The 21,324-nt window shown below is 34.0% G+C and carries 40 protein-coding genes and 1 pseudogene; 23 read left to right on the top strand and 18 right to left on the bottom strand.

Annotation, left to right across the window (positions count from 1 at the left end; all coding sequences use genetic code 11):
- Window positions 1–82 precede the first annotated feature (82 nt).
- Both RHO11_01790 and RHO11_01785 read right to left on the bottom strand, forming a co-directional pair.
- Entirely contained in the window at window positions 83–685 is a 603-nt protein-coding gene (locus tag RHO11_01790; GenBank protein ID WVD61884.1) for a hypothetical protein, read from the bottom strand.
- 63 nt (window positions 686–748) lie between these two features.
- Window positions 749–1,243, bottom strand: coding sequence for a tetratricopeptide repeat protein (locus tag RHO11_01785; protein ID WVD61883.1), 495 nt, complete (start codon window positions 1,241–1,243; stop codon window positions 749–751).
- 82 nt (window positions 1,244–1,325) lie between these two features.
- Here RHO11_01785 and RHO11_01780 point away from each other — a divergent pair.
- Window positions 1,326–1,448, top strand: a pseudogene (locus RHO11_01780) (transposase).
- A gap of 66 nt (window positions 1,449–1,514) precedes the next feature.
- Here the strand turns inward: RHO11_01780 and RHO11_01775 are convergent.
- From RHO11_01775 to RHO11_01765, 3 genes are read right to left on the bottom strand one after another with little or no spacing between them, the layout of a single operon-like run.
- Window positions 1,515–1,841, bottom strand: a complete 327-nt coding sequence (locus tag RHO11_01775) for a hypothetical protein (protein WVD61882.1) — start codon at window positions 1,839–1,841, stop codon at window positions 1,515–1,517.
- A gap of 57 nt (window positions 1,842–1,898) precedes the next feature.
- Window positions 1,899–2,354 (bottom strand): lysis system i-spanin subunit Rz, encoded by a 456-nt coding sequence (locus RHO11_01770; GenBank protein ID WVD61881.1) that lies wholly within the window; start codon window positions 2,352–2,354, stop codon window positions 1,899–1,901.
- A complete protein-coding gene (locus RHO11_01765) occupies window positions 2,336–2,854 on the bottom strand; it encodes a lysozyme (protein ID WVD61880.1) in 519 nt (172 codons plus the stop codon). The genes RHO11_01770 and RHO11_01765 overlap by 19 nt, the downstream gene beginning before the upstream one ends.
- 441 nt (window positions 2,855–3,295) lie before the next feature.
- Here RHO11_01765 and RHO11_01760 point away from each other — a divergent pair, with 441 nt between their 5' ends.
- Window positions 3,296–3,664 carry a hypothetical protein gene (locus RHO11_01760; GenBank protein WVD61879.1) on the top strand — a complete coding sequence of 123 codons (369 nt, stop codon included), beginning with the start codon at window positions 3,296–3,298 and terminating at the stop codon, window positions 3,662–3,664.
- A 72-nt stretch (window positions 3,665–3,736) separates the two neighbouring features.
- Here the strand turns inward: RHO11_01760 and RHO11_01755 are convergent, their stop codons facing one another.
- The 12 genes from RHO11_01755 to RHO11_01700 all read right to left on the bottom strand — a co-directional run bounded on the left by RHO11_01755 (window position 3,737) and on the right by RHO11_01700 (window position 9,413).
- Window positions 3,737–3,958, bottom strand: coding sequence for a hypothetical protein (locus tag RHO11_01755; protein ID WVD61878.1), 222 nt, complete (start codon window positions 3,956–3,958; stop codon window positions 3,737–3,739).
- Between the two features lie 76 nt (window positions 3,959–4,034).
- Window positions 4,035–4,361 carry a hypothetical protein gene (locus tag RHO11_01750; protein ID WVD61877.1) on the bottom strand — a complete coding sequence of 109 codons (327 nt, stop codon included), beginning with the start codon at window positions 4,359–4,361 and terminating at the stop codon, window positions 4,035–4,037.
- A 237-nt stretch (window positions 4,362–4,598) separates the two neighbouring features.
- Window positions 4,599–4,913 carry a DinI-like family protein gene (locus tag RHO11_01745; protein WVD61876.1) on the bottom strand — a complete coding sequence of 105 codons (315 nt, stop codon included), beginning with the start codon at window positions 4,911–4,913 and terminating at the stop codon, window positions 4,599–4,601.
- Window positions 4,914–5,160: 247 nt separating this feature from the next.
- Window positions 5,161–5,772, bottom strand: coding sequence for a hypothetical protein (locus RHO11_01740; GenBank protein WVD61875.1), 612 nt, complete (start codon window positions 5,770–5,772; stop codon window positions 5,161–5,163).
- A gap of 58 nt (window positions 5,773–5,830) precedes the next feature.
- The gene (locus RHO11_01735) at window positions 5,831–6,292 is read right to left on the bottom strand and encodes a hypothetical protein (GenBank protein ID WVD61874.1); all 462 of its coding nucleotides are present in this window, start codon (window positions 6,290–6,292) and stop codon (window positions 5,831–5,833) included.
- On the bottom strand, window positions 6,292–6,639 hold the full coding sequence (locus RHO11_01730; GenBank protein ID WVD61873.1) for a Ref family recombination enhancement nuclease: 348 nt from the start codon (window positions 6,637–6,639) through the stop codon (window positions 6,292–6,294). The genes RHO11_01735 and RHO11_01730 overlap by 1 nt, the downstream gene beginning before the upstream one ends.
- Entirely contained in the window at window positions 6,632–7,141 is a 510-nt protein-coding gene (locus RHO11_01725) for a recombination protein NinB (protein WVD61872.1), read from the bottom strand. The genes RHO11_01730 and RHO11_01725 overlap by 8 nt, the downstream gene beginning before the upstream one ends.
- A 124-nt stretch (window positions 7,142–7,265) precedes the next feature.
- On the bottom strand, window positions 7,266–7,445 hold the full coding sequence (locus RHO11_01720; protein ID WVD61871.1) for a hypothetical protein: 180 nt from the start codon (window positions 7,443–7,445) through the stop codon (window positions 7,266–7,268).
- Window positions 7,414–8,103 carry a replication protein P gene (locus RHO11_01715; GenBank protein ID WVD61870.1) on the bottom strand — a complete coding sequence of 230 codons (690 nt, stop codon included), beginning with the start codon at window positions 8,101–8,103 and terminating at the stop codon, window positions 7,414–7,416. The genes RHO11_01720 and RHO11_01715 overlap by 32 nt, the downstream gene beginning before the upstream one ends.
- Entirely contained in the window at window positions 8,100–8,906 is an 807-nt protein-coding gene (locus RHO11_01710) for a hypothetical protein (protein WVD61869.1), read from the bottom strand. The genes RHO11_01715 and RHO11_01710 overlap by 4 nt, the downstream gene beginning before the upstream one ends.
- Entirely contained in the window at window positions 8,906–9,133 is a 228-nt protein-coding gene (locus tag RHO11_01705; GenBank protein ID WVD61868.1) for a helix-turn-helix domain-containing protein, read from the bottom strand. Before RHO11_01705 ends, RHO11_01710 begins: the two co-directional genes overlap by 1 nt.
- Window positions 9,134–9,167: 34 nt before the next feature.
- Window positions 9,168–9,413, bottom strand: coding sequence for a helix-turn-helix domain-containing protein (locus RHO11_01700; protein WVD61867.1), 246 nt, complete (start codon window positions 9,411–9,413; stop codon window positions 9,168–9,170).
- A 133-nt stretch (window positions 9,414–9,546) separates the two neighbouring features.
- Between RHO11_01700 and RHO11_01695 the strand changes: the two genes are divergently transcribed.
- From RHO11_01695 to RHO11_01640, 12 genes are all read left to right on the top strand, one after another.
- On the top strand, window positions 9,547–10,179 hold the full coding sequence (locus tag RHO11_01695) for a helix-turn-helix domain-containing protein (GenBank protein WVD61866.1): 633 nt from the start codon (window positions 9,547–9,549) through the stop codon (window positions 10,177–10,179).
- 45 nt (window positions 10,180–10,224) lie between these two features.
- Complete coding sequence (locus RHO11_01690; protein ID WVD61865.1) at window positions 10,225–10,386, top strand: hypothetical protein; 162 nt, start codon at window positions 10,225–10,227, stop codon at window positions 10,384–10,386.
- 67 nt (window positions 10,387–10,453) lie between these two features.
- Window positions 10,454–11,368, top strand: coding sequence for a hypothetical protein (locus RHO11_01685; protein WVD61864.1), 915 nt, complete (start codon window positions 10,454–10,456; stop codon window positions 11,366–11,368).
- A 655-nt stretch (window positions 11,369–12,023) separates the two neighbouring features.
- Window positions 12,024–12,323 (top strand): hypothetical protein, encoded by a 300-nt coding sequence (locus tag RHO11_01680; GenBank protein WVD61863.1) that lies wholly within the window; start codon window positions 12,024–12,026, stop codon window positions 12,321–12,323.
- Window positions 12,324–12,508: 185 nt separating this feature from the next.
- Window positions 12,509–12,904: a hypothetical protein gene (locus RHO11_01675; GenBank protein ID WVD61862.1), complete on the top strand. Its 396-nt coding sequence runs from the start codon at window positions 12,509–12,511 to the stop codon at window positions 12,902–12,904.
- Between the two features lie 156 nt (window positions 12,905–13,060).
- Complete coding sequence (locus RHO11_01670) at window positions 13,061–13,342, top strand: hypothetical protein (GenBank protein WVD61861.1); 282 nt, start codon at window positions 13,061–13,063, stop codon at window positions 13,340–13,342.
- Entirely contained in the window at window positions 13,339–13,503 is a 165-nt protein-coding gene (locus RHO11_01665) for a hypothetical protein (protein ID WVD61860.1), read from the top strand. Before RHO11_01670 ends, RHO11_01665 begins: the two co-directional genes overlap by 4 nt.
- Entirely contained in the window at window positions 13,490–14,365 is an 876-nt protein-coding gene (locus tag RHO11_01660; GenBank protein ID WVD61859.1) for an ATP-binding protein, read from the top strand. Before RHO11_01665 ends, RHO11_01660 begins: the two co-directional genes overlap by 14 nt.
- A complete protein-coding gene (locus tag RHO11_01655) occupies window positions 14,349–15,035 on the top strand; it encodes a ribonuclease H-like domain-containing protein (protein ID WVD61858.1) in 687 nt (228 codons plus the stop codon). Before RHO11_01660 ends, RHO11_01655 begins: the two co-directional genes overlap by 17 nt.
- A 15-nt stretch (window positions 15,036–15,050) precedes the next feature.
- Entirely contained in the window at window positions 15,051–15,932 is an 882-nt protein-coding gene (gene rdgC, locus RHO11_01650; GenBank protein WVD61857.1) for a recombination-associated protein RdgC, read from the top strand.
- Between the two features lie 37 nt (window positions 15,933–15,969).
- Window positions 15,970–16,254 (top strand): hypothetical protein, encoded by a 285-nt coding sequence (locus tag RHO11_01645; protein ID WVD61856.1) that lies wholly within the window; start codon window positions 15,970–15,972, stop codon window positions 16,252–16,254.
- A 460-nt stretch (window positions 16,255–16,714) separates the two neighbouring features.
- On the top strand, window positions 16,715–17,095 hold the full coding sequence (locus RHO11_01640; protein WVD61855.1) for a single-stranded DNA-binding protein: 381 nt from the start codon (window positions 16,715–16,717) through the stop codon (window positions 17,093–17,095).
- Window positions 17,096–17,118: 23 nt separating this feature from the next.
- Here RHO11_01640 and RHO11_01635 read toward each other — a convergent pair whose 3' ends face one another.
- Entirely contained in the window at window positions 17,119–17,562 is a 444-nt protein-coding gene (locus RHO11_01635) for a hypothetical protein (GenBank protein WVD61854.1), read from the bottom strand.
- Window positions 17,563–18,067: 505 nt separating this feature from the next.
- Here RHO11_01635 and RHO11_01630 point away from each other — a divergent pair.
- From RHO11_01630 to RHO11_01590, 9 genes are read left to right on the top strand one after another with little or no spacing between them, the layout of a single operon-like run.
- Window positions 18,068–18,922 carry a DNA cytosine methyltransferase gene (locus RHO11_01630; GenBank protein WVD61853.1) on the top strand — a complete coding sequence of 285 codons (855 nt, stop codon included), beginning with the start codon at window positions 18,068–18,070 and terminating at the stop codon, window positions 18,920–18,922.
- Between the two features lie 2 nt (window positions 18,923–18,924).
- Window positions 18,925–19,122: a hypothetical protein gene (locus tag RHO11_01625; protein WVD61852.1), complete on the top strand. Its 198-nt coding sequence runs from the start codon at window positions 18,925–18,927 to the stop codon at window positions 19,120–19,122.
- Between the two features lie 22 nt (window positions 19,123–19,144).
- On the top strand, window positions 19,145–19,384 hold the full coding sequence (locus RHO11_01620; GenBank protein WVD61851.1) for a hypothetical protein: 240 nt from the start codon (window positions 19,145–19,147) through the stop codon (window positions 19,382–19,384).
- The gene (locus RHO11_01615; GenBank protein WVD61850.1) at window positions 19,365–19,718 is read left to right on the top strand and encodes a hypothetical protein; all 354 of its coding nucleotides are present in this window, start codon (window positions 19,365–19,367) and stop codon (window positions 19,716–19,718) included. Before RHO11_01620 ends, RHO11_01615 begins: the two co-directional genes overlap by 20 nt.
- On the top strand, window positions 19,715–19,933 hold the full coding sequence (locus RHO11_01610; GenBank protein ID WVD61849.1) for a hypothetical protein: 219 nt from the start codon (window positions 19,715–19,717) through the stop codon (window positions 19,931–19,933). The genes RHO11_01615 and RHO11_01610 overlap by 4 nt, the downstream gene beginning before the upstream one ends.
- A complete protein-coding gene (locus tag RHO11_01605; protein WVD61848.1) occupies window positions 19,911–20,414 on the top strand; it encodes a hypothetical protein in 504 nt (167 codons plus the stop codon). The genes RHO11_01610 and RHO11_01605 overlap by 23 nt, the downstream gene beginning before the upstream one ends.
- Window positions 20,401–20,769, top strand: coding sequence for a hypothetical protein (locus RHO11_01600; GenBank protein WVD61847.1), 369 nt, complete (start codon window positions 20,401–20,403; stop codon window positions 20,767–20,769). The genes RHO11_01605 and RHO11_01600 overlap by 14 nt, the downstream gene beginning before the upstream one ends.
- Window positions 20,762–21,061 carry a hypothetical protein gene (locus RHO11_01595; GenBank protein ID WVD61846.1) on the top strand — a complete coding sequence of 100 codons (300 nt, stop codon included), beginning with the start codon at window positions 20,762–20,764 and terminating at the stop codon, window positions 21,059–21,061. The genes RHO11_01600 and RHO11_01595 overlap by 8 nt, the downstream gene beginning before the upstream one ends.
- Window positions 21,042–21,323, top strand: a complete 282-nt coding sequence (locus RHO11_01590) for a hypothetical protein (GenBank protein ID WVD61845.1) — start codon at window positions 21,042–21,044, stop codon at window positions 21,321–21,323. Before RHO11_01595 ends, RHO11_01590 begins: the two co-directional genes overlap by 20 nt.
- The last annotated feature ends 1 nt before the right edge of the window (window position 21,324 follow it).

Here is a 21,324-nt window from a genome sequence, read left to right as displayed (position 1 = left end):
CCTTCTTTGTTCGTAATGTAATAAAGATTGTTCAATCGCCAAAGTTTATTACTTAGCTTTTTGATTTGCTCAGGAGTTAACATTAAGCCTCCTGTGATAGCTTGTCCATTAAGTCTGATAGTTGATCTGTTGAGTTGCCGCTTGGTTTGTCATCAATGTTGTAAGCTTGACGCTCTAACCCAATTAAGTTTTTAAGCGCTTCACTCAAAGCTTTAACTGACTTAACTCGCTCAGGCATTGATATAATCGCATTGTAAATATCGTTTAATTTATCTCGGTCGTTTTGGTCAGGCTCTCTAAGTATCGCACCTAAATTACGTAGTGCTTCAACGTCGTTACATTCAGCCTCAAGCTCATCGAATAAATTATTAACAATGTTTCTTGCTTTGCGAATATCACCACGATGTTCCATTCTGACATTAGCAATTACTTCAGCGTTAGCTTCAATTAGTATCCGTTCATTTAATGTCTTTTCGGTGGATACCTGACTGGATACCTCACGTTTGGATACCAAAGAATCAGCTTTGCTTTTTATCTTTGCGCTTAAGTCACGAGTCCACCCATCTCTTTTAGCTCGCTTGTTTATAGCACCATGAGTTATGTTGTTTTTTGAGGCTATTTCTCTAACGGATAACACTCCAGCCCTGTAGGCTGACTCTATAGCCTCCCAGTCTGGCTTTGTCATATTTATTCCTTATATGCAGATAATAAAAAACCACCCGAAGGTGGTTTGTAAAATGCAACCCTATTATTTAAACATCGATGTATTCCATCTTTTGTAAGACTCACAGCCAAAAATAGATCCATCATCACAAGCCTCTCTCAAATATGACACTGCTGTATCTATATTTTGTTCTACCCCTTCACCTGCCAGATACCAATACGCCAATTGCAATTTAGCCTCGGTAACACCTTGTTTTGCTGCTAGATGATACAATCTAATTGCCTCTTGTAAGTTATACTCTACGCTAGATCCTTGCTCATACAGAAAAGCCAACTTATATTGCGCACTTGCATTGCCACCCTCAGCAGAGAGTTTAAGCAACCTAATTGATTCTTTGTGATCACGTGTTAATTCAGCCAGCTTATATTGCGCATCAGCATCCCCATTTTCTGCACGCAAAGTTAACTCTTCAGTATACGATTTTTCTGTTGTTAATAATTTGGCTGGTAAATTAAATGTAAATGCCAAAATTAGCGCAACAATAATAGCTAGGATTACGCCTATGATTATTTTTCTCATTTTGATTTTGTTTAAGTTAATTATTGTGGTTAATTTTAGCTAATGCGATTTTTATTTCAATCATAGAAACACTTTAGCTCAGGTGAGGGTAAATATCAATCCTATTTTTAATTACCTGGATGAAATACGAAAAGCGGTGTATACAACAAATGCCATTGAGTCATTAAATAACGTGATACGGCACACAACAAAAAAACCGCAATTAAGCGGTTATTATTGATAAAAACTATTAAACTTTAGATTGTAATTTATATAATCCATATTTCGATTACTACTTCATTTTATCCTTAGCAAAAGCTGTAGCCACCACTACCGCAACCGCAGCCGTGGCAACTTTTACTGTATTTTTGATTATAAAGCCCGATGAATTAGCAATATCTTTCGCACATGTAGGACAAAGTTCATCATCATAAACACAGCCCCCTGAAGCATAATTATGACAACCTGGATAACGACAAACATAAATAATTTTAAGACAAAGAGGGCATTCACACTTATCTCGCCTTAGTATGTGTTTTTTAATAACTCTTGCTGATACTTTTTCTTGACAATAAGGGCACACACCCATTATTTTGTCGTTAATTTTTACTACATTCATGTGATTATCATAATAGTTTCATTGTGTTTTTATTGTATATTTATTTTTATAAAAAACCTAGTCACACATAAACTTAGTATTATTCTTTGGTGCTATCTCCAAACAATAATATCTCTGCCAACCATCAATCATGGTTTTGTTGTAGTTGATTCCGCTTCTGAGATTGTAATAATCTTGTCTAGCAGACTTTGCAAGTCGTAAGGCTTGGTCAGCAGTATTGCTGGTGGTGGCACTATCTCGTTCGATTGATTCAACTTTGACGAGCAACTCGATAAGACCATTATCAACATTATTACGCAAATCATCTGTATTTTTGTTTGCATTATTTATAGCCTCAATCAGATTTAATTCGAGTTGTTTAACTGCTTTATTATTAGTCTTATATTCAGCAAATTCGCTATTAATACGCTCTTTCTCTGCTATAGCTCTTCTTTCATCTTGCCAGCAGTTCCAAGCAAAATAGCTAACAAATAATAATGCAACCGTTAATGCAGTTATAATCCACTTAGACATAATTCACGCTCTTTTTCTCGTCTAATTACCAATCCATTTAATACTTTACCAACCGATTTATTCCAGCGTGGTAGCTCATTACAGGCTTTCACGTATTCACCAGCGTTTAGATATCGATACATAGTTGAGGTTTTCATCTTTGAACAGCCAACGTTAAACGTAATCGATACCGTTGCATCAAATACTGACTGTGGCAACTTTTCACCATTGCCATACTGATTTACACACTGTTCAGCTTCTTTGATATCCATGATCCAAAGTCTAGCTATTTCATCGTTCGAGTATTCTCGTTGCTCAACTTTTGACGTTGATCCAATGCCAACAGTTAAAATATTCGCAGGACAATAATATGGCTCATTTCTGCATGATTCAGCATTACCGATAATTTCTAAGCCTTGCTTACTTGTTCTTATCTCATCTGAATAATCAACTATGACAATACCTATAATTGCCGAAACACTACAAATCGTCGTTGTGACTATCTTTGTTATATTTCGCATAATGTTGCTCTCTTAAGTTTTTTTTGTGCTGAAAGTCCCTACGCTTATAAGCCCAATTAATACAAAATGTAGCGATAGATAAGATTATCCCAATAACAATAGCGATATCATTCAAACTAAGCGCTCCGATTAAAGTACAAATAACGCCCCAGAAGTAAGATAGCGGCGATGTGAATTTATCCATATTTAATGTCTTCATACATGCCTCCTACTGGAAGCGGTTAGTTAATTGGTGGCGGCGTACTAGCTCTTTAGTCAATATGATTTAGATGTGTGCCTAGTGTTGCCGCCGATTCTGTGATCGCGGAAATTTACCCGGTCGTAATGTTTTTCGTGTCTAATAAGTAAGATATGATTTTTATGAAACTTTTAAAATTGATTTAAATTTGATAGCATAAATAAACTTATGTCATGTCTAATTGAATTTGGAATTGCTATTATATGTATATACTACCATTTATAATGTCTACTATAGTAATTGCTGCCACATATGTGGTATTAGTTATAAGATCTAAAAAACCTCAACGTGTTAGTTATTTTCATTTAAGGGCTATTTTTGGTTCTTTATTAGCATTCATCATTGTAGGAACATTAGGGAACTGTATTCCACCAAAATATTCATCAATGTATTATTTATCATTAGTATTACTTCTGGTATCAATGTGGGCTCTTATTACTATTTTGTATCAATTTTTGTTAAAAATTCCTTTTGATAAAGCTTCAGTTTCTTCTCTTTGTTCTATTGGTGCTATGTTTTTAGCTTTATTATTATTGTTATCTACGTATAACGGGTTGAATTTTACGTTTTAAAGTTATCGACTTACTCAAATTTTGAATACAAAAAAACCGCAATTAAGCGGCCTGTGGAATTACCCCGAAAAACTAAGGTTCTTTGTTAACGATTAAATGACTGAGCTTAGATATTAACTTTCGCCCTTTGCATAGTTCAAAAAACTCTTTCTTCTTCATCCCTGCTTGGGATGACATTGAACTGATTAAAAAAACATCAAAAGGTTGCTCATGCTTATCTACTGTGACAACTAACTTTCTGCCATCTCTATACCCGATCCACTTCTCATGTGAAGTTGCTGTTTTCGAGCTCATAGTAAACCCCATCTCCTTTAGCGCATAAATGATCTCTTTATAAGTTAACGGGGTTATTTTCATCTGTCATTACCTGTTAATGACAGTAGTTATTACTTTGTTGTTCAAATATTTCAGGTGATTTACCTGATTTTTGACGAAAAATACTAATAAATTTTATCACCGCAAACATAGAATAGTAACGAACCCACCACGAAAATGGAGCTTTTCGATTAAGCAAATCGTAAGCGTAGCACTCATCCTCTAAAGCTTCCTGTAAGTAATCTTTAACTTGCGAATCTAGTTTATTTTTTGCTTCTAACGGGGTGTTCGCTTGAGCAGCTAAAGTAAGGTCTAAACACGCAGCTATATATAATCCGTTTTTACGGAAAAGCATACAACGCAATACTTTGACTTTAGACATAATCAATCTCCTTTATAAGTTAATAACTCAAGTTATCAACCTGAGGTAGATTATATTCACCCAAAGGTAAACTGTAAAGTAAATTTATACCGCCAGAGAAATAGACATAAAAAAGCCCCAGCGGTTAACTGAGGCTTCTACCACTTTTTAACTTAACTGTGCCATTTATTAAAGGCGATATTATTATAGTAAATTAAAGTTAAAATTCAATATGAGCTTTGTTTTGCTAATACAATTCTATCTTCTACTTAGATTTGGTCTTTTAGCTAGCTGTTTCGGAGCCATCACAACCTCAGCCGTATCATCAAATTTCTGTTCAGGTAACCAGTCATCACTAAAAAAAATGTCTTCAAGCATTTCATCAATTCGTGCTCGCTCATTTTTATCTTTGATACCTGAAATATCGCACTTTTTACCAGTACCCACTCTAACGCGAACAAATAAATCACTGTATAAAGGTGATAACTTTTTCTCTATTTGAATTTGTAATGCATCGGCTATAGCTTGTGTAGCTTTCTCATCTTTAGATAATAAGATATCAATTTTAAGCATAATATTCCCCTTTAAAATAACTGTATACATATACAGTATAATTTCATTTAAAAGAAAATACAAGCTGAACAAGATAACTAAAGGGCGTTTGTATACAGTTAATAGTTATCCTGCTCAAAATAAAAAACCCCACCAATTTAGTGAGGTTTATAATTCATGACTGCTTTAGATGCTTTTTCCACAAGCTTAACATAGATTATACACATTCATGACCTAAAATCAATATGTTTTTCACGAAAAACTTAAATTATGTTATCAACGTGTTGACTTCTCGCTTAATTTCATAAGAAATTGCTTTATATACTTTTGCATCAAATAACTCTAAACACCATTTAACTCTATCCCTTGCCATTTTTTCTGTTATTAAAACACCACCAATTATTGATAAGTAATCCGCTATATCTTTTATACTTCTTCGCTCGCAATAATATTTTTTAGCAACAATTCTTAATGGGCTATTTACATCAAAAGTTTTTGCTATAACAGCATCAACAAATTTTGCATCTTGGTCTTCCTGCGCATTTTTCAATAATTCACTAAATGATGATTTAGGTATGATTATTTCACGTACTTTTTTAAATAATTCATCACCTCGGTAGCCTAGTTTATAAAATTCATTTACTGTTTTAACTATTAACTGCCCTTTATTTTCAGCCCATTCCTCTCTCACCATTAAACGGCCAATAACAGAAACACATCGAGCAGGAACGCAGCTTCCCCCCATTTTATCCCCCCACATATTAAGTATATATTTTATCCAGCGCTTTTGTGATGGAGTAATATTTTGTAACTTTCCTAAATACGACTTACGCGGTGCAGTTGCTATACTCTGCCAAGATTTTTTTTCTTTAAAATTCATAACAACCTCACATTTTTATTCCATTTAATCTAATATCTATAATATGAAAAAAGGTTACTTAGTTATTTGAGTTTGCACCATGTTGTGCTATTAAAATTGCATCGGCAACAGCCTGTCCTTCACCTTTTTTATCCAAACAATCTAAATATGGATGTAACTGGATGGCCCTGCTTCGGGCTGCATCTTTATCTGTTCCAATTAAGTTGTTCGATTTCTTCCATGATTGTGGTGTTATCATCGTATAAGGTATATTTAATCCCTGAATAATGCCTTCTATCAGTCCAGCACTATGACCAAAAGTAAATGTTGAACTAACACCTTGTTGTGGCATTGCATGAACTTTTTCAATATAAGCGTGCGTAATATCATAATCTGTCAAGAATCTGGATATAGCCGCGCCATTAACTTTTGTTTGCTTGCCATCTTTTATAGTTGGCATTCTGAGGTGATCAATAACATAGCCTCTTTCATCTAAGATAACCAATGCACCACTACAACCAGGATCAACACCTAAAATCATTATTCAATCTCCGACAATATCGCTATAACCCGATTAGGGATTTCGATATTTTTATCTAATAAAATTTCAATACTCATTTTGTATAAGTCCATTTCAGCGCCATATTGCTTAATGAAGCGCGCTTTATTAATATGTATCGCTTCGCATCCATTACCCAGTTGGTGATGATTAGCGCACAGTGCCAACACTAAAAAATGAGCATCCGGTTTGGTTCTTCCGTTGATGTGATGAACACTAACATAATCATTAAACCGCCCTTCAAGCCAACATGCAGGACAACCAACATAACGACACAAATTATCGTGGAACTTCTTTTGTTCCTTTGTTACAGACCGACCTTTAAGCATTTTTCTCCCTCTTTACGGCTCTAGCTTTCGTTAATTCATAATCATAATGTCGACCCCATTCGATTATTTGTCTTGCTTCATCACTAAACTTAACACCCTCTTCTGCTCCAAATCTCTCAGCAACAGTAATCAAACGAGCAAAAACATCTTTGGTCATTATTCGTGTTGATATATATGAGCTAAGGACGTTTTGACGATCAAGAGTTGGCAAAAATTCCATGTTAAAATCTTTTTTATCTTCTTCTATAGCAATCTCTTTTAGTGCTTGAAATGCGATAAGGTTTTTCCAAGTTTCTCTATCTCGGAGTTTCCCGCCCCAAATTACTTGTTTTTGAATATCACTAATCACCGCCCATATTTTTCGGTTTTGTTCCATGCTTCGAGTTTCAACACAGATTCTCATTACTAGTGGTTTATCTTTATTTAACGGAGCAGCGTAAATGGCATTAACAGCCGTTTTTTGTGCGGCTTCATGAGTAAGCCTTACTTCAATCTTATCCATAATCACTCCATCAATAGGCTAAAAAATATCGCGACAATAGACACTGTCATGATAAATTTACACAGTCCTAAAAATTCATTGACGTACTTCTTTTTGATTTGCCAGTTGTTCATTGTTAAATTTTTCATTTAACTAGCCCCTCTAAAATTTCTCTAATTTGTTGGTAATCTGGTCGACCTTTTAACTCAGCCAGTAGCTTTTGTTTTTCTACCTTATCCTTAGTTGATCGTTGTCTTGCTATGTAGCTATGGGCGTAACCATGCTTACTTGCATTAAGGTGTGGTAGCAGCTTTTTGTGATGCATAACTAAACCCGAATTTACGTTTTATTTCACTAACCTTAGAAAGCTGCTGATCACGTGTTAAAGGCTTTTTATTTACTGTTTTTGGCAATGATTTTTTCGGTGATGGGATAACGTAGCCATTCATAAGTTTTTTAGCCAAATCAAAAGTTAATTTATAGGCTCGCTCCGTTAAAGCCTTTAACCCTAAATTTTCGTCACGCATTGCTTGATATAAATCAGTGATCAGCCAATAATTGGCATCACTACCAAAATTGAATTCATGAAAATCATCAAAGCCACGTGCCGCCGAATATTCAAAAACTTTATTTATTAAATCCGCTGGTGATGGCAGCCCATATTGTTCAATCAAACCTTGCTCACACCATTCAATAAAAAGACCTACTGGTGGCAAAAACGGCTTGGTTTGTCTCCTCGCTATACGCATACCTGCATTTAACATAGATGGACTAATCTTGTTCTCCACGAACGCAATAACCCATTGACGTTTTAGTTTTTCTTCTGAACCATCATTCAACTGATAAAACATTGCAGGGAAAGCTGATTTTAATTGTTCAAATAATTTATCGACTGTGTTAACGGCTTTATCACGAGATGAATCAGTATCATTACAGCTATCAACTTTAGTAATTACCGGCACTAGATCAGAAATATTCTTCATTGGAAAAACTCCTCCTCAAGATTCTCAGCCCATCTTTGAGTGCTTGGGTTAACCCTCATTGTTGGTTTTGAAACGGTAGCAGATTTAATAATTTCATCTTCCCATCGTTGATTGTTCAAGTAAGACGTTGGATGAAGTTTATTAAATCCAAATTGATTATTAACAATCCGTAATTGAATGTCAGAAAAAAGCATTTCAGCAAATGACATTTCACTGCCATCATTATTTTTAATCCAAACTTTAAAAGCAGACTCAAAAGATTTAATCGCTTTTGACTTGTTAATTTTAGGCAAACCAGCAGACCAAAATACTTCAAATGCACTATTAATATTATTTTGTATAGGTGTATTTATATTGCCTGTAGTCTTTGTAGTAATCTCTTGATCTAACGAACTCGATTTTGTAGTCACCCCGAACTCTACATTGTCTACTTCGGGGTGATAACTTTCTTCACTTCGTGGCTGTTGATTAGTTGAAGTGGCGAACTTAGCAAAAATTTCATTAACTTTTTCGTTACAAATTTTGTAAAAAGTTTTATGTTCCAACCGCTTTTCAGTCACAATTAAAACGCCTTTATCTACTAATTTTTTAATAGCTGTTCTTTGCTCGTTATGGGTTAAGCCTGTTTCATCTTCAAGTTCATCACGAGTTTTATATACTCCTAAATCAGACGTGCTCTTATCTTGCCAATAAAATAATTGAGAAAATAGAACTGCAGAATTAACTCCGCCTAAAGGCTTTGCTAAATTTGGGTAGTATGCGTTTGGTCGACCTATTAATTTCAAGGTTTCAACAGCGTTCATCAATTAACCCTCAATGAATATGAGGCATATTTTTTACCGTTTTCCGTTTTGATCATTTGCTTATCAATTTGATACCCGGATTGTTTTAAATCATAAATACGCGCACCTAAACGAAAGCATCCATACTGATTTAGAGCATAAAGAGGGTTTATTGATTTACCGCTTTTTAAGTGGTTAAGTATCAATTCGCATTGACTTTTAGTGTTGATGTCATTTAAAGTACTCATGTGTTTAACTCCATTCTAGTTATTCACGATGCCACTAATTAGCGTTAGTGGCTTTTTTATTGCGTAAAATTGACCAGTTAATATCCGGGCGAAGTTCTTCGCATCGAACCATGCCTTTCGTTTTCCCTTCGATTTCTATTGATTTTTCAGGGCTAACCATGCTTACATTATTAAACCATTGCCAAACTCTAGCCCTTGTAACATCTAATTCTTTAGCTAGAGAAGACTGGCTCCCAAAAAAATCTATAGCTTTTCCAATTGCAGTGTTTTTTTTATTCATACGCCCTCATGTTTAGCTAATTAATACCCTAATGATTCAAGTATAACTTGACTATACTTATAAGTAAAGTATTTTTATACCCGCTATGTATAAAATAGCTATACAATGAAAATAAACAATATAAGGAATAAAAATGGAAATTAACATATCTCAATGGGTGAAGGCGGCTAGATTAAAAGCGGGTTTAACGCAAGATCAATTATCCGAAAAACTATCAATGACAAAAGGCAATCTTTCAGCGTTTGAAAACGGTAGGACGGTACCAAGTTTTGCCGTAATGATTAAAATATGCCAGATATGCGACGTGCAACTGCCTACTCAAGAATTAAAAAGCCCAACCGCAGAGAACTCTATAATAATTGATCAATTAACTGTATCGGCAGAATGTGGAACAGGTGAATATAGCGATTATTTTGAACTTAAAGGCGGATTATCTTTTAGTAAAGAGTGGCTTAGAGATATGAAAATAGACCCTTTGTACTGTTATGTGATATATGCTAAGGGTTTAAGTATGTATCCTACCTTACAAGACGGCCAAGCTGTTCTAATTGATACTAGCCAAACCATACCTGTAGAAAATAAAGTATTTCTTATTGCTCGCGATCTTAATGGCTTGATAATGAAACGAATATCAAGGAATAAAGATGGAGACTGGATTTACATTAGTGATAACCAAGATAAAAACAGATACCCAAATATGTTTGCCTTTGAAAATGACAAAATAATCGGTCGCGTAGTATGGACAGGCGGTAACGCAGGACTTTAATCAATGCACCTCAGGAAGTACGGTTAATAAAAATAAGGAATAGAAATGAGTAAATTAATGTATACACTAAGCTTAATCGTCGGTTTAGCTTTCTTACTTTTTACTTACTATCTAGAGGCTTTAGGTCTTGGGGTAATTAGATTCTTATCTACAGCACTAGGATTAGGAATAATATATACCGCTACAAAATGCTATAAAAAGAAATAAGGGCTAACCGCTTCGGCGGTTTTTTAAGAAAATAGAACAGATAATTTAAATAAGGTAAGGATGAATTATGAATATCAACAAATCACAAGTTCAAGGTAGCTTATTTTCCGTTTCGGAGGTTGACGAACAAAACAAGCCAGTGATGGGAATACTTAATGATGGAACCCCTTACTTAACAATGTATGGATTAGCAAAGTTATGCGGTGTTGAAGCGTCTGCTCTATGGGCTTTTACTTCTAAATGGAACCCAGAAGATGGCAAACCCAGAACAGACTACATCGCAGACATATTATATAAGCAAGGCTATGATATAAAAACCTTGTTTACAAGAGTTACTTCTAACAAAGGTCAAGAAACCCACGCCTATCCTGATTATGTATGTATGGCAGTACTTGAATATTATGCTTTAGAAGCTAAAAGATTTGATAATTCTATAGCTAGAGATAATTACAGGAGATTAGCTTCTTATACCTTAAGAAAGATGATATATGATCAACTTGGGGTTAAAAGCTCCCAAGATGTAATATCTAAATCATGGCAAGTGTATCAAGAAAGAATATTACTAAATGACCAAATACCTGTAGATTATTTTTCTATTTTTAGAGAGATGGCAGACTTGCTTGTTAGATTGATTAACAGTCAATTTAATTTAGACCCATACTCTATACCTGATATAAGCGTCGGTATTCATTGGGGTAAATATTGGGAATGTAATAATTTTTGTGATATTTATGGAGAAAGAATAAAACATCCTCACTACTATCCTCAGTCTTTCCCCCAAAGTAAGGCTGGCGCTATACCTGCTTGGATATATCCAATTGGCGCTTTGGGTGAGTTCAGAAAATGGTTGATGACAACTTATATAAGAGATAAATTAGCACCTTACTTGGAAACCAAAGTTCAACAAAAAATCATACCCGCCAACGAAAAGGAGCAAATTTTATTAGCTATTGAGGCGAAAAATTTCCTTAATAGGCACTAATAATAAATATACGATCAATGAGTAAAACTCTTATTTTGAAAGGATTTCAATGATATTTTTAATTTTTTAGATCAACCCACCCGCTACATGCGGGTTTTTTCACGCCTAAATTTCACTTCTTAAAAATAAATCGATTAAAAAATAAGCGAACGGTATATTTATTTTGCACTTTTGTATATTATTACTTTACAATAAGTATAAATACACTATACTTAACCACATCAACACGAAACAACAAACAAGTTGATTGCTCTTTAACAAAATGGAAAGTCGAAGTTAATTAGTTGAACTAGCAACCCTAGCAAAATGAAATAGCACGGACTACAGCACACTTCTTAGAACGATTTAAGGTTGTACTTACGTTAAAAGGCTCACTGCTACAAAACGAAATTAGCGCGCAAAAACTCTGCTCTAGAGATAACTGAGCAATCAAATTTAAAGATTAGTAAATTTTATATGCGTATATATGGATGCGCTAATAATATTCCATAGATGATTAATTGAGGTGGTTTATGTAATGCTTAAATATAATTCAATTTAATTATAAAAATCTGGTCATTCTTAGATAAATTCTAAGCGCGGCTACTGCGACAGTGTAGCATTCAAATCCGATAGCTTTCAATGAGAGTCAGCGAGTTTGAAAAAGGGGGTAAAAATGGCATTAAAAGTTAGCGTTGACGCATTAAGATGCGCTTTAAGTAAAGCAAATTCTTTAAACTTGTATTATGGGGTTGAATTTAAAGATATGGATATTGACGAATTAATTAACGTTCCAAAGTCTCTTGGCGTTCTAAACCATAGAACAATTAAACCAATACTTGAAGAAGCCAAAAGAACAAACGGCAAAAGTTTACTTAAAGATATTAAGCTGATAGCAGAAAAACAAAACGATGGGAAGTTTACTGGATTCCTAGGTTATTGTTATCAGTATGCGGTTGAAATAACAAAAAAATAGCAACCTTATAACCAGATCCTTAATGTTGTGGTAAATATTAGGATACTTGAGCCTAGCAAGTATAAAGATAGGCAAATCAATTTAATTAACGTGCATATAACCAAGCCCATTCACAGAGTGGGCTTCATTATAAAGCAGTCCTCAACTCGCCCCGAAGTTTGGGGCTTTTTTACAGGTGAATGAATATGGAAAAGTTTCTAGAGGTTTTAAATAAAAAACACGTTAGCTATAAAGTAAAGGGTAAAAAAATAATTATTGGTGGTTCTCTGTATTTGGAAGGCACCGCAATTACTCAGCTACCTGATAATTTAAGTGTTGGTGGTTCTCTGTATTTGGATGATGAAAAGATACAAAACATTGCATTTAGAAAAAATTGCGGTTATTCAAACAGAACTATATTTGCAGCTTGGATTGATAACACTTTTAAAATTAAAGCTGGTTGCTTTTTGGGTACGATTGATCAATTTGAAAACGCAGTTGATAAAAATTATTCAGGTGATGCGGCTGAATCATACAAAAGATCAGCAAGGGAATGTATTGAAGAGTTAAATTTAAAACTCAATAGTAAGTTTGATTCTTAATAGGGCGAGATTGAGCATGACAAATAGAAACCGAAATAAATACAAGAAAGGCGTAAATAGCGCCTTTTTTAATGCTTGCGGAGTAATAGTGGTGTTTGCATTATGCTGCATCACTATTTATCAAATGATGGTTGTTGCAACTAATTGAGGTGATTTATGCGTACAGATATCGGTGCTTATATTCACAATTCATCTTATAACGGATTAATGCGCTCTTACGATAAGCAAGATGAGCAAGAAAGTAAGGTTAACCAGCTATCACAAAAGCTTTATTCTGAGCTAACCGATGATTCTTACCATGAGATTGAAAGCTTAATAAGAACATCTTTAGGCTGGGATTTAATCGACCCAGATCATGTACAAGACGCAATTAAATCAATCTGCGATAAAGAAGCGCAGTATCGAATTAAAACAGAATGCAATTTAAGGGGTAAATGATGACATGGGAACAGGTTTATAACGATCTATCAGAAGTAGAAAAACAAATTATGGAGTTAGCTAGTAGCAACCATATAGATTTAACTAACTTAGCTAATTTACAGTTCCAAAAGCATGAAAATGACACGAATTCGAACGAGGTGATTTATGGTAGAGATTAGAAAAGCTGTGAAGAAGAAATCCAAGTTAAGACTTGGTATGGCTGCTCCAAGTGGGGCAGGGAAAACATATTCAGCGCTGCTTATGGCGTTCGGGCTAGGTGAGAAAATAGGCATCATAGACACTGAGCAAGGAAGTGCTGATTTGTACGCTGATTTAGGTGATTACGATGTTATTCAAATTGAAGCTCCCTACACTATTGACAAGTATCTCCAAGCAATCAAAGCATTTGAGCAAGCTAATTATGACGTAATTATCATTGATAGTTTGTCGCACGCTTGGGCTGGTGATGGGGGTCTGCTTGATAAGCAAGGTAAGTTAGCTGATAGCGGGCGAGGCAATGGTTACACGGCTTGGAGAACAATAACACCAGAACATAATGCATTAGTTAACGCAATGCTTGCAAGTCCTGCCCATATAATCGCCACAATGAGATCAAAGCAGGAGTACATTCTGCAAGAGAATGAAAAAGGTAAACAAACTCCTAAAAAGGTAGGTATGGCACCGATACAGCGAGACGGGATGGAATATGAGTTCACCGTTATGTTTGATATTGACATGTCTCACAACGCATCAACCACAAAAGACAGAACACAGTTATTTGATGGGAAGATATTTAAAATCACAACTGAAGCGGGCAAAGAGTTGCTTAACTGGCTTAATGACGGCGTGACACGAGAGCAAGCAGAACTTAACAACTTCAAAGAAAAAGCAATTAGTGCTCAAAGTATCGATGAATTAAAAACCGCTTTTCAAATTGCCTATAAAAATCTTAATGGATGCTTAGAGCAAGATGAAGCCAAGCAATTTTATGACGAAACCAAACTAAAATTTGCAGAGGTAAATAATGACCCACAAAATTAATATTTTCTTTGATATTGAAACGATACCGACACAATCAACGACTATAAAAGAGCATGTACAATCAACATTAACCCCACCGAGCAACTACAAAAAACCAGAGGTTATCGAGGCTTGGATTGAGGAAAACAAAGATGCTGCATATAGAAAAGCCGCTTTAAACGGCGGTTATGGTCAGATTGTTTGTATCGCGTATGCAGTTAATGATGAACCTGTGAGTGTGATTTATAGTGATAACTGGGCTGGTGATGAAAAATCAATATTGATTAGATTTTTTGATGACATCAAAACTCAATACAAACCAAGTGCAGATATTACGCCGGCTTTTATTGGGCACAATCTAGAAAACTTTGATCTGCGATTTATTTATCAACGAGCGATTGTACTCGGTGTAAAACCCCCATCATTTCTACCACTCAACAATAAGTCATATAACAATATTCATATTTACGACACGATGACCGAATGGGCAGGAAAACGCAACTACGTATCATTGAATGAGATTTGTATTGCGCTTGGTATTCCACCAAAAAATGACGAGATAGACGGCTCCAAAGTATGGGATTTTGTTCAAGCTGGAAAGATAAAGCGTGTTGCCGAATATTGCGCTGATGATGTCGAAAAAGTAAGAGCGATATATAAACGAATGAATTTTATTACTGAGGCACAATAGTGTTAAGGAGTGAATATGTTTTGTAAAAATTTAATAGTATATGACATCAATAATGATACAACGCTACAGCTAATAAATAATGAGCTATTACAAAAAATAGCTTATACCCCCTGCTCTCCAATTGATTCAGTAAAAAGCGGTTTTATATCTCCGTTGGATAATAATGAGCTAATGATTGAGATTAACGATCAGGTACTACTCAAGTATCAGATTGAGCGCAAAATCCTACCAGGTGATGTAATCAAACGGGTTGTTAACGACAAGGTAGAAAAACAGGAAAAACTTTTAGGTCGCAAGCTCAAAAAATCTGAAAAGTTGGCATTAAAAGATGAAGCAATGATCGAGTTGCTACCTAGTTCGTTTAGTAAATTTGAGCAATTGAATGTTTGGATTGATAAGGCCAATAAAACACTAGCTATCACGGCATCAAGTTTCAGAAAATCCGAGGATGTCTTGGCTCATCTTCGCAAAGAGCTTGGTTCGCTTGCTATATGTCCAATTTGTGAACAACCAGCAGAAAAAACACTAACAAAATGGTTACAAGGTGATAAGCCAACCAGTTTTGAAATATGCGACAGTGCTGTGTTATTCGATTGCATTGATACGCGTAGTAAAATCAAGCTAATCAATGAGCAAATCACAGATAGCCGAGAGGTTAAAAGCTATATCGATGCTGGTCGAATGGTTGAATCACTTTCGCTATCATTTAATCAGGGGGTTAAGTTCACAATCAAACGTGACTTGACGTTATCAAAAATCACTTTTGATCCTTGTATTCTACTTAAAAATGATGATTTTATGCCCGACGAAAAAGAACAGAGAATTGAAGCTGATTTTATATTAACCTCAAGTATCTTATCTGAGTTAATTAAAGAGATTAAAACCAATATCAATTAAGGCTCAATGAGCCTTTATTAATTATAGAGAGGTTTAGATGGGAGATGTTGGTGAAGATTTTAAGTTCTTTAATGAATTAAAAAAAGAGCGCAAAGCTAATAATAAAAATAAAAACATGGAAGTTATTGAAAATAGCAATATTAAACACTGTATAGATCAAAATGGAACAGTGTTAATAAAAGTAAAAATGGGCACAGTCTGCTTTTATCCAACAACAAATAAATTCTTGGTAAAAGGTAAGGTTTATTACGGTAATGCTAAAAATTGTCTTGGATTTATTAAAAATAGAATGAAACAACTGGAGCAAGAGAATGGCAAGTAAGATTACATAAAAATAATCCTATATATAATTTGAATTAGCAATACAATTAATCCGAGACAAACCGATATAACTCCCCAATATTGCACAGGTATAAAATAAACAAGATGCTTGTTAACTCTTACCTTTATTTGTTTTGCGTTTATATCGAACATACCAGTATAGCCATATACTTTCCGATTAATTGCTGTCAAACCAAAAACATAAACCAAAGCGCCATAAATCATTAAAAATATCGGAACTAAAAAATAGTCCCCTATTGGCGCATCCACTCCATAAAGCACTATTGAGTTTGGAAAAATAAAATTCGCTATATAGAGAAAGCCTCTAAAAGAAAGCATTGTTGTGAAAATGAAAATTGCATTTTCAGTAGTTAAACAACGAACATACCATTCCATAAAGATAATTAAAGTTAGATAAAGTTAATTTAGTATAAAACAATATAATTGATAGGAAAAGCGATATGGCAATTAACACACTAACAGCTAGCGGAAATGCTGGCAAAGATGCTGAGTTAAGATATTTACAAAATGGCACTGCTGTAGCTGAGTTTAGCTTACCAGTTAAACAAGGTTATGGCGATAATCAAAAAACAGCATGGATTAAATGTGTCATGTGGGGCAAGACTGCTGAATTATTTGCACCTAATATTAAAAAGGGTGATTTAATTACCGTTAGCGGTGAATTCTATGTTGATGAATGGGAAAAAGACGGTATTAAACGGTTGATGCCGTGCTTACGAGTTAATCAGATACAGCCGACTAAGAAGCTAGAGCAGCCCAATAATAGCCCTGCTCAAAAACAGAATGAGCCGCCTATGGATTTCGATGATGTGCCATTTTAGCTATCGAATTTTATATTTACTATTTATTCTAATTTCATTTTTAAACAATCATCATTTTTTAAAGTAATAGTAAACAAATTTTTACCTTCTTCGGTAACGTACATATATTTTAAAATAGCGCCCTTATTTAAAGGGGATACCATTTTATCATTAGTACAAATACCATTTCTTAATTGAAGATAAATTATATTTTTAAAGTCATTTAACTCATTTTTATCTACATCATTAAAATCAATTCCAATTATCCTTGTTTTTATTGTTAATGTTTTACCTTCTGCTACAGATGTCTCAATAACAGTATTTCTATCCATTTGTATTGGAGCACGTTTATTTATATATTCAGATAATTTACTTAGCTGCGCATCAATTGATTTTTTATTAAATAAATCAAGTTGATTCATAAAGAAAAAAACAGCAACAGCGACGATAATAGTGACAATCCAATTTATAATTTTTTTATTTTTCAATTGTAATACCTGTTTGTTAATTATAAAAAAGTTTAATAAATAATACCATAAATAGCTAGAAAAAATAAGTTCGCTTTTTTTATCCCCAAAATCTGTTGATAACTACCTTAACAAGCCCCCTAACCCACTAATTTAAATATCTTTATATCAATGGTGAAAATAACATCTACATCAATAATCCAAGAAGTTAATAATCCCAATAAATATAATGAAATAAAGATTAATAATAAACAACAAAGTACAACCAACAATGAATGTTGTATTGCTTTTAATTACTCTACTTGTAATAAGTAGCGATAAACCAACAACGTTAAAGATGAGGAAAATCCACCAATATGTAACAGAGTAAAGCCATATAGCGTCAAGTAAATTTAAAAAATTATAACCAGTATACATATATTCTCCTTAACTTTTTTATCAATTATAAGATAACACAGCTAATTAACCTAACCTTATCACGCTGATTAATTTCAGTACGGATTACTATTGTCTGAGGAATATGAAAATGAACGTCTTAAGTCTGTTTGATGGAATATCATGCGGTCGAGTTGCGCTTGATCGCGCAAATATTAAAGTAAGCAAGTATTACGCTTCAGAGATAGATAAAACAGCCATAAAAATATCAGAAAATAATCACTCAGATATTGAGCAGATAGGAAACGTAAATGATATTCAATCATGGAATTTACCAACAATAGATTTGCTATTAGGCGGTAGCCCTTGTCAAGATTTTAGCCGTGGCGCAACAATTTCAAATAAAGTAAGAACTGGATTAAAAGGAGACAGAAGTAATCTGTTTTGGAAATACTTGGAAGCTAAACATAAATTTAATCCCAAATATTTTTTACTTGAAAATGTAGTAATGCCAAAAGAACATGAAGAAATAATCACAATGTCTTTGGGGGTTGAGCCAATTAAGATTAATAGTAACTTGGTAAGCTTTCAAAATAGAGAGCGGCTGTATTGGACTAATATTCCTGGCGTATCACCCCCTGAAGATAGGAGCATTTCATTTCAAGATTACAAAGACACTAATTTTGACTATTGCTCTCAATTTAAAGTTAACCAAACAGCATCACGATTAAAAATGTGGGGAGACGGAGTTAGCGGAAATTGTCCTAATGTAACATATAGAAACAAAGTTAATTGTGTAACACTAAAACAAGATAGACACAAAAATAGTGGATTAATTGAGTTTGATGGTTTTTGCAGATATTTAACACGAAGAGAATTAGAGTTATCTCAAACACTCAATATAGGTTATACCGATAGCGTCTCATATAACCAAGCATGTAAAGCCATTGGCAACGGATGGACGGTAGATGTTATAGCACACATATTATCAAGCATGGAAAAGTAACAATGAAACTCTACAAATTAATACGAACGATAGCTGATCATGATGAATATGACGGCTTTATCATTTGGGCTAACAGTAAAGAAGAAGCTATTAAGTTAGCAGTAGATAAAGCTGGTTACTATGCTTACGAATGTATTGCAATAGAAGTTACAGAGCCAGAACAACCCAAAATTATATTATCCAGTTTTATTGCTGGGTAATTATGTCAATAGAGGTGATTAAGTGAATAAATTAGAATCTCAAATATTAATTAACGATTTAAAACTAAAAATCAAAGAGCTTGAGAGCAATAATCACAGAGCAACATGGAAAATAAGAAATGAAGCGCGCCTCTCTATGATCGGTCATATTGTTGATGATTTGGAGAATGAAACCGATGTTAATAAAATCAAAGAATATTTGAAATGGCAGCTTAATTACTGGGGAAAAGAGGTTAACAAAAATGAAACCACGTCAGATTAAGAAAAATAGTAAATCGGCAATGGATTTGCTGATTAACTTTTGTGGAATTAACCCTTCTAATTTTTCACTAGATGGAGACGATGGCGAGTGGGTAGTTTGGAGTGAGGCGTCATATGATGGTGACTACGATTCATATGATACTTGTAGCTATCTTTATCAGTTAATAACTGAATTTCCTAGAATCAATTACCCATTCCTTGATTCGTATACTGGCAATTACTATGGTAATGAAACTACGTTATATCGAGTTAAACCTAAAAAAGGGTTTAGTCATGAAATAACAGTAATTAGTGGATGTCGCAAGCTGGCAAAAGCAGGAGTTAAATTTAGATGAATAATTTTAAAAAACAAGTATCAAGTCAATTCATACAAGATACTATCCCGCCGTCTATTGATTATAGCTTAGAATTGAAAATACAGGGAGCTACTGAAATGGTGGCGTTTTTTGTTAAAAATAATCCTAGAGCCGCTGGAAAGAATTTTTTAATCGATTTGCTAAATAGCTATAAAGCATCGTTGAGGTTGAATGATGAAGAAAAAGAGGAATAAAAAATATAATCCTTCTGTAAAATTTCAACAATTATCTAAGGCTGTATCACCTCGTTATAAAATAGCATTCATTCAAGGCGCAAGCAGATATGTTATTCCTATTTATGACAATAAAATAATTGATAAATGGTCTCAAACCGAAGCTAGAATGCTTGCTGAGGTTAGATATAAATGGTCTGTATGTGTTGGTGCGTTATGTAGAGATCATAACAAAAAGCTATATATAAAAAGCCAAGAGTTTTCAATTGATATTGAGTGCTTATCGCATGAAATAGAAAGCATACTAAAATCACAGCAAGATGAATTATTTGAGTCAGTAAATAAAAATCAATTCTTAACTGGATTCTGGATCGCTTCACCTATTCCTAATTATGAATTTACAGAAGATGAATTGTGGCTAGTTGCTAATTATAGAAATGTAGCTAATGAATTAATGACCCAATATGAATATGAAAGGAGCAAGCAAGATGAACAAATATAGTGAAATGAGTGATTTTGAGGTTAATGATGAAGTTGTTGAGTCGTTAGGCCTGTATCATCTTATGTACTACAGCTATGACCCTTATTTTATAATTTGGGACGTAGCAAGCAATGATTTATACAATGGCTTTACGTCAAAAAAAGGGCATGAGTTTAATCCGTGTAATGATAAAACAATAGCTTTTCAATTGATGATTGATAACAAACTTGACCTTGATTTTAATCCATTAACTCATTCATGGTCATGCCGAAAGCTGACACATAAAAATTATTTTTCATCTTTGAATGAAAACCCATGTCGAGCTATAGCTGAGTGCTTTCTATTAATCAAAGATGCGGAGAAAGATAATGAATAATAAATTGCTTAATTATTTAAATGAAGGTAAACACCTCCCGTCTTTCATGAAAGATTTTCATGATCAAAAAGATATATTTAAATTATTAGCTCATTATGTACAAACAGATACCAATCACGAACCAGATAGATTACCAAACTGGATAAGTGCGCATATTTATACAATAGATTTTTTCCTGTGGACTATGGCTAGATGCGGTTACTCATTGCAAAAATCAAGAAGCAAAATAGATTTTGATAATATTCAAGAGTTAATAGATGCGGAGAATAAGCATGAAAATAAGACACTATAACATATCACCTTATGATGCTAAATGTATCGGTTTGCCATTTCATGGTGAATTTTACCGCAGCCAAGATGTGGAAAAGAAGGTAGCAACATTTGAAGCAAAAATATTGCAACTTAAAACAAAATTGGAAAATAAAAAAGCGACCAATGAACTTACTGTTCGAGGATTTAGAGAATATCTGCTATCTGGTGGTTACTCAAATCACAATGTAAGAATTTACATATTAAATTTAATTGATGCTTATATGTTACAACGGAGTAATTAGA

It is taken from the genome of Orbaceae bacterium BiB (assembly GCA_036251205.1).
In the GTDB taxonomy this organism is placed as follows: Bacteria; Pseudomonadota; Gammaproteobacteria; order Enterobacterales; family Orbaceae; genus Orbus; species Orbus mooreae.
This window is presented reverse-complemented; position numbering and strand designations above follow the sequence as displayed.

Coding starts and splice junctions, on each gene's coding strand:
- RHO11_01790 (WVD61884.1), bottom strand. CDS start 685: ATGACAAAGCCAGACTGGGAGGCTATAGAGTCAGCCTACAGGGCTGGA.
- RHO11_01785 (WVD61883.1), bottom strand. CDS start 1,243: ATGAGAAAAATAATCATAGGCGTAATCCTAGCTATTATTGTTGCGCTA.
- RHO11_01775 (WVD61882.1), bottom strand. CDS start 1,841: ATGAATGTAGTAAAAATTAACGACAAAATAATGGGTGTGTGCCCTTAT.
- RHO11_01770 (WVD61881.1), bottom strand. CDS start 2,354: ATGTCTAAGTGGATTATAACTGCATTAACGGTTGCATTATTATTTGTT.
- RHO11_01765 (WVD61880.1), bottom strand. CDS start 2,854: ATGCGAAATATAACAAAGATAGTCACAACGACGATTTGTAGTGTTTCG.
- RHO11_01760 (WVD61879.1), top strand. CDS start 3,296: ATGTATATACTACCATTTATAATGTCTACTATAGTAATTGCTGCCACA.
- RHO11_01755 (WVD61878.1), bottom strand. CDS start 3,958: ATGAGCTCGAAAACAGCAACTTCACATGAGAAGTGGATCGGGTATAGA.
- RHO11_01750 (WVD61877.1), bottom strand. CDS start 4,361: ATGTCTAAAGTCAAAGTATTGCGTTGTATGCTTTTCCGTAAAAACGGA.
- RHO11_01745 (WVD61876.1), bottom strand. CDS start 4,913: ATGCTTAAAATTGATATCTTATTATCTAAAGATGAGAAAGCTACACAA.
- RHO11_01740 (WVD61875.1), bottom strand. CDS start 5,772: ATGAATTTTAAAGAAAAAAAATCTTGGCAGAGTATAGCAACTGCACCG.
- RHO11_01735 (WVD61874.1), bottom strand. CDS start 6,292: ATGATTTTAGGTGTTGATCCTGGTTGTAGTGGTGCATTGGTTATCTTA.
- RHO11_01730 (WVD61873.1), bottom strand. CDS start 6,639: ATGCTTAAAGGTCGGTCTGTAACAAAGGAACAAAAGAAGTTCCACGAT.
- RHO11_01725 (WVD61872.1), bottom strand. CDS start 7,141: ATGGATAAGATTGAAGTAAGGCTTACTCATGAAGCCGCACAAAAAACG.
- RHO11_01720 (WVD61871.1), bottom strand. CDS start 7,445: ATGCATCACAAAAAGCTGCTACCACACCTTAATGCAAGTAAGCATGGT.
- RHO11_01715 (WVD61870.1), bottom strand. CDS start 8,103: ATGAAGAATATTTCTGATCTAGTGCCGGTAATTACTAAAGTTGATAGC.
- RHO11_01710 (WVD61869.1), bottom strand. CDS start 8,906: ATGAACGCTGTTGAAACCTTGAAATTAATAGGTCGACCAAACGCATAC.
- RHO11_01705 (WVD61868.1), bottom strand. CDS start 9,133: ATGAGTACTTTAAATGACATCAACACTAAAAGTCAATGCGAATTGATA.
- RHO11_01700 (WVD61867.1), bottom strand. CDS start 9,413: ATGAATAAAAAAAACACTGCAATTGGAAAAGCTATAGATTTTTTTGGG.
- RHO11_01695 (WVD61866.1), top strand. CDS start 9,547: ATGGAAATTAACATATCTCAATGGGTGAAGGCGGCTAGATTAAAAGCG.
- RHO11_01690 (WVD61865.1), top strand. CDS start 10,225: ATGAGTAAATTAATGTATACACTAAGCTTAATCGTCGGTTTAGCTTTC.
- RHO11_01685 (WVD61864.1), top strand. CDS start 10,454: ATGAATATCAACAAATCACAAGTTCAAGGTAGCTTATTTTCCGTTTCG.
- RHO11_01680 (WVD61863.1), top strand. CDS start 12,024: ATGGCATTAAAAGTTAGCGTTGACGCATTAAGATGCGCTTTAAGTAAA.
- RHO11_01675 (WVD61862.1), top strand. CDS start 12,509: ATGGAAAAGTTTCTAGAGGTTTTAAATAAAAAACACGTTAGCTATAAA.
- RHO11_01670 (WVD61861.1), top strand. CDS start 13,061: ATGCGTACAGATATCGGTGCTTATATTCACAATTCATCTTATAACGGA.
- RHO11_01665 (WVD61860.1), top strand. CDS start 13,339: ATGATGACATGGGAACAGGTTTATAACGATCTATCAGAAGTAGAAAAA.
- RHO11_01660 (WVD61859.1), top strand. CDS start 13,490: ATGGTAGAGATTAGAAAAGCTGTGAAGAAGAAATCCAAGTTAAGACTT.
- RHO11_01655 (WVD61858.1), top strand. CDS start 14,349: ATGACCCACAAAATTAATATTTTCTTTGATATTGAAACGATACCGACA.
- rdgC (WVD61857.1), top strand. CDS start 15,051: ATGTTTTGTAAAAATTTAATAGTATATGACATCAATAATGATACAACG.
- RHO11_01645 (WVD61856.1), top strand. CDS start 15,970: ATGGGAGATGTTGGTGAAGATTTTAAGTTCTTTAATGAATTAAAAAAA.
- RHO11_01640 (WVD61855.1), top strand. CDS start 16,715: ATGGCAATTAACACACTAACAGCTAGCGGAAATGCTGGCAAAGATGCT.
- RHO11_01630 (WVD61853.1), top strand. CDS start 18,068: ATGAACGTCTTAAGTCTGTTTGATGGAATATCATGCGGTCGAGTTGCG.
- RHO11_01625 (WVD61852.1), top strand. CDS start 18,925: ATGAAACTCTACAAATTAATACGAACGATAGCTGATCATGATGAATAT.
- RHO11_01615 (WVD61850.1), top strand. CDS start 19,365: ATGAAACCACGTCAGATTAAGAAAAATAGTAAATCGGCAATGGATTTG.
- RHO11_01610 (WVD61849.1), top strand. CDS start 19,715: ATGAATAATTTTAAAAAACAAGTATCAAGTCAATTCATACAAGATACT.
- RHO11_01605 (WVD61848.1), top strand. CDS start 19,911: ATGATGAAGAAAAAGAGGAATAAAAAATATAATCCTTCTGTAAAATTT.
- RHO11_01600 (WVD61847.1), top strand. CDS start 20,401: ATGAACAAATATAGTGAAATGAGTGATTTTGAGGTTAATGATGAAGTT.
- RHO11_01595 (WVD61846.1), top strand. CDS start 20,762: ATGAATAATAAATTGCTTAATTATTTAAATGAAGGTAAACACCTCCCG.
- RHO11_01590 (WVD61845.1), top strand. CDS start 21,042: ATGAAAATAAGACACTATAACATATCACCTTATGATGCTAAATGTATC.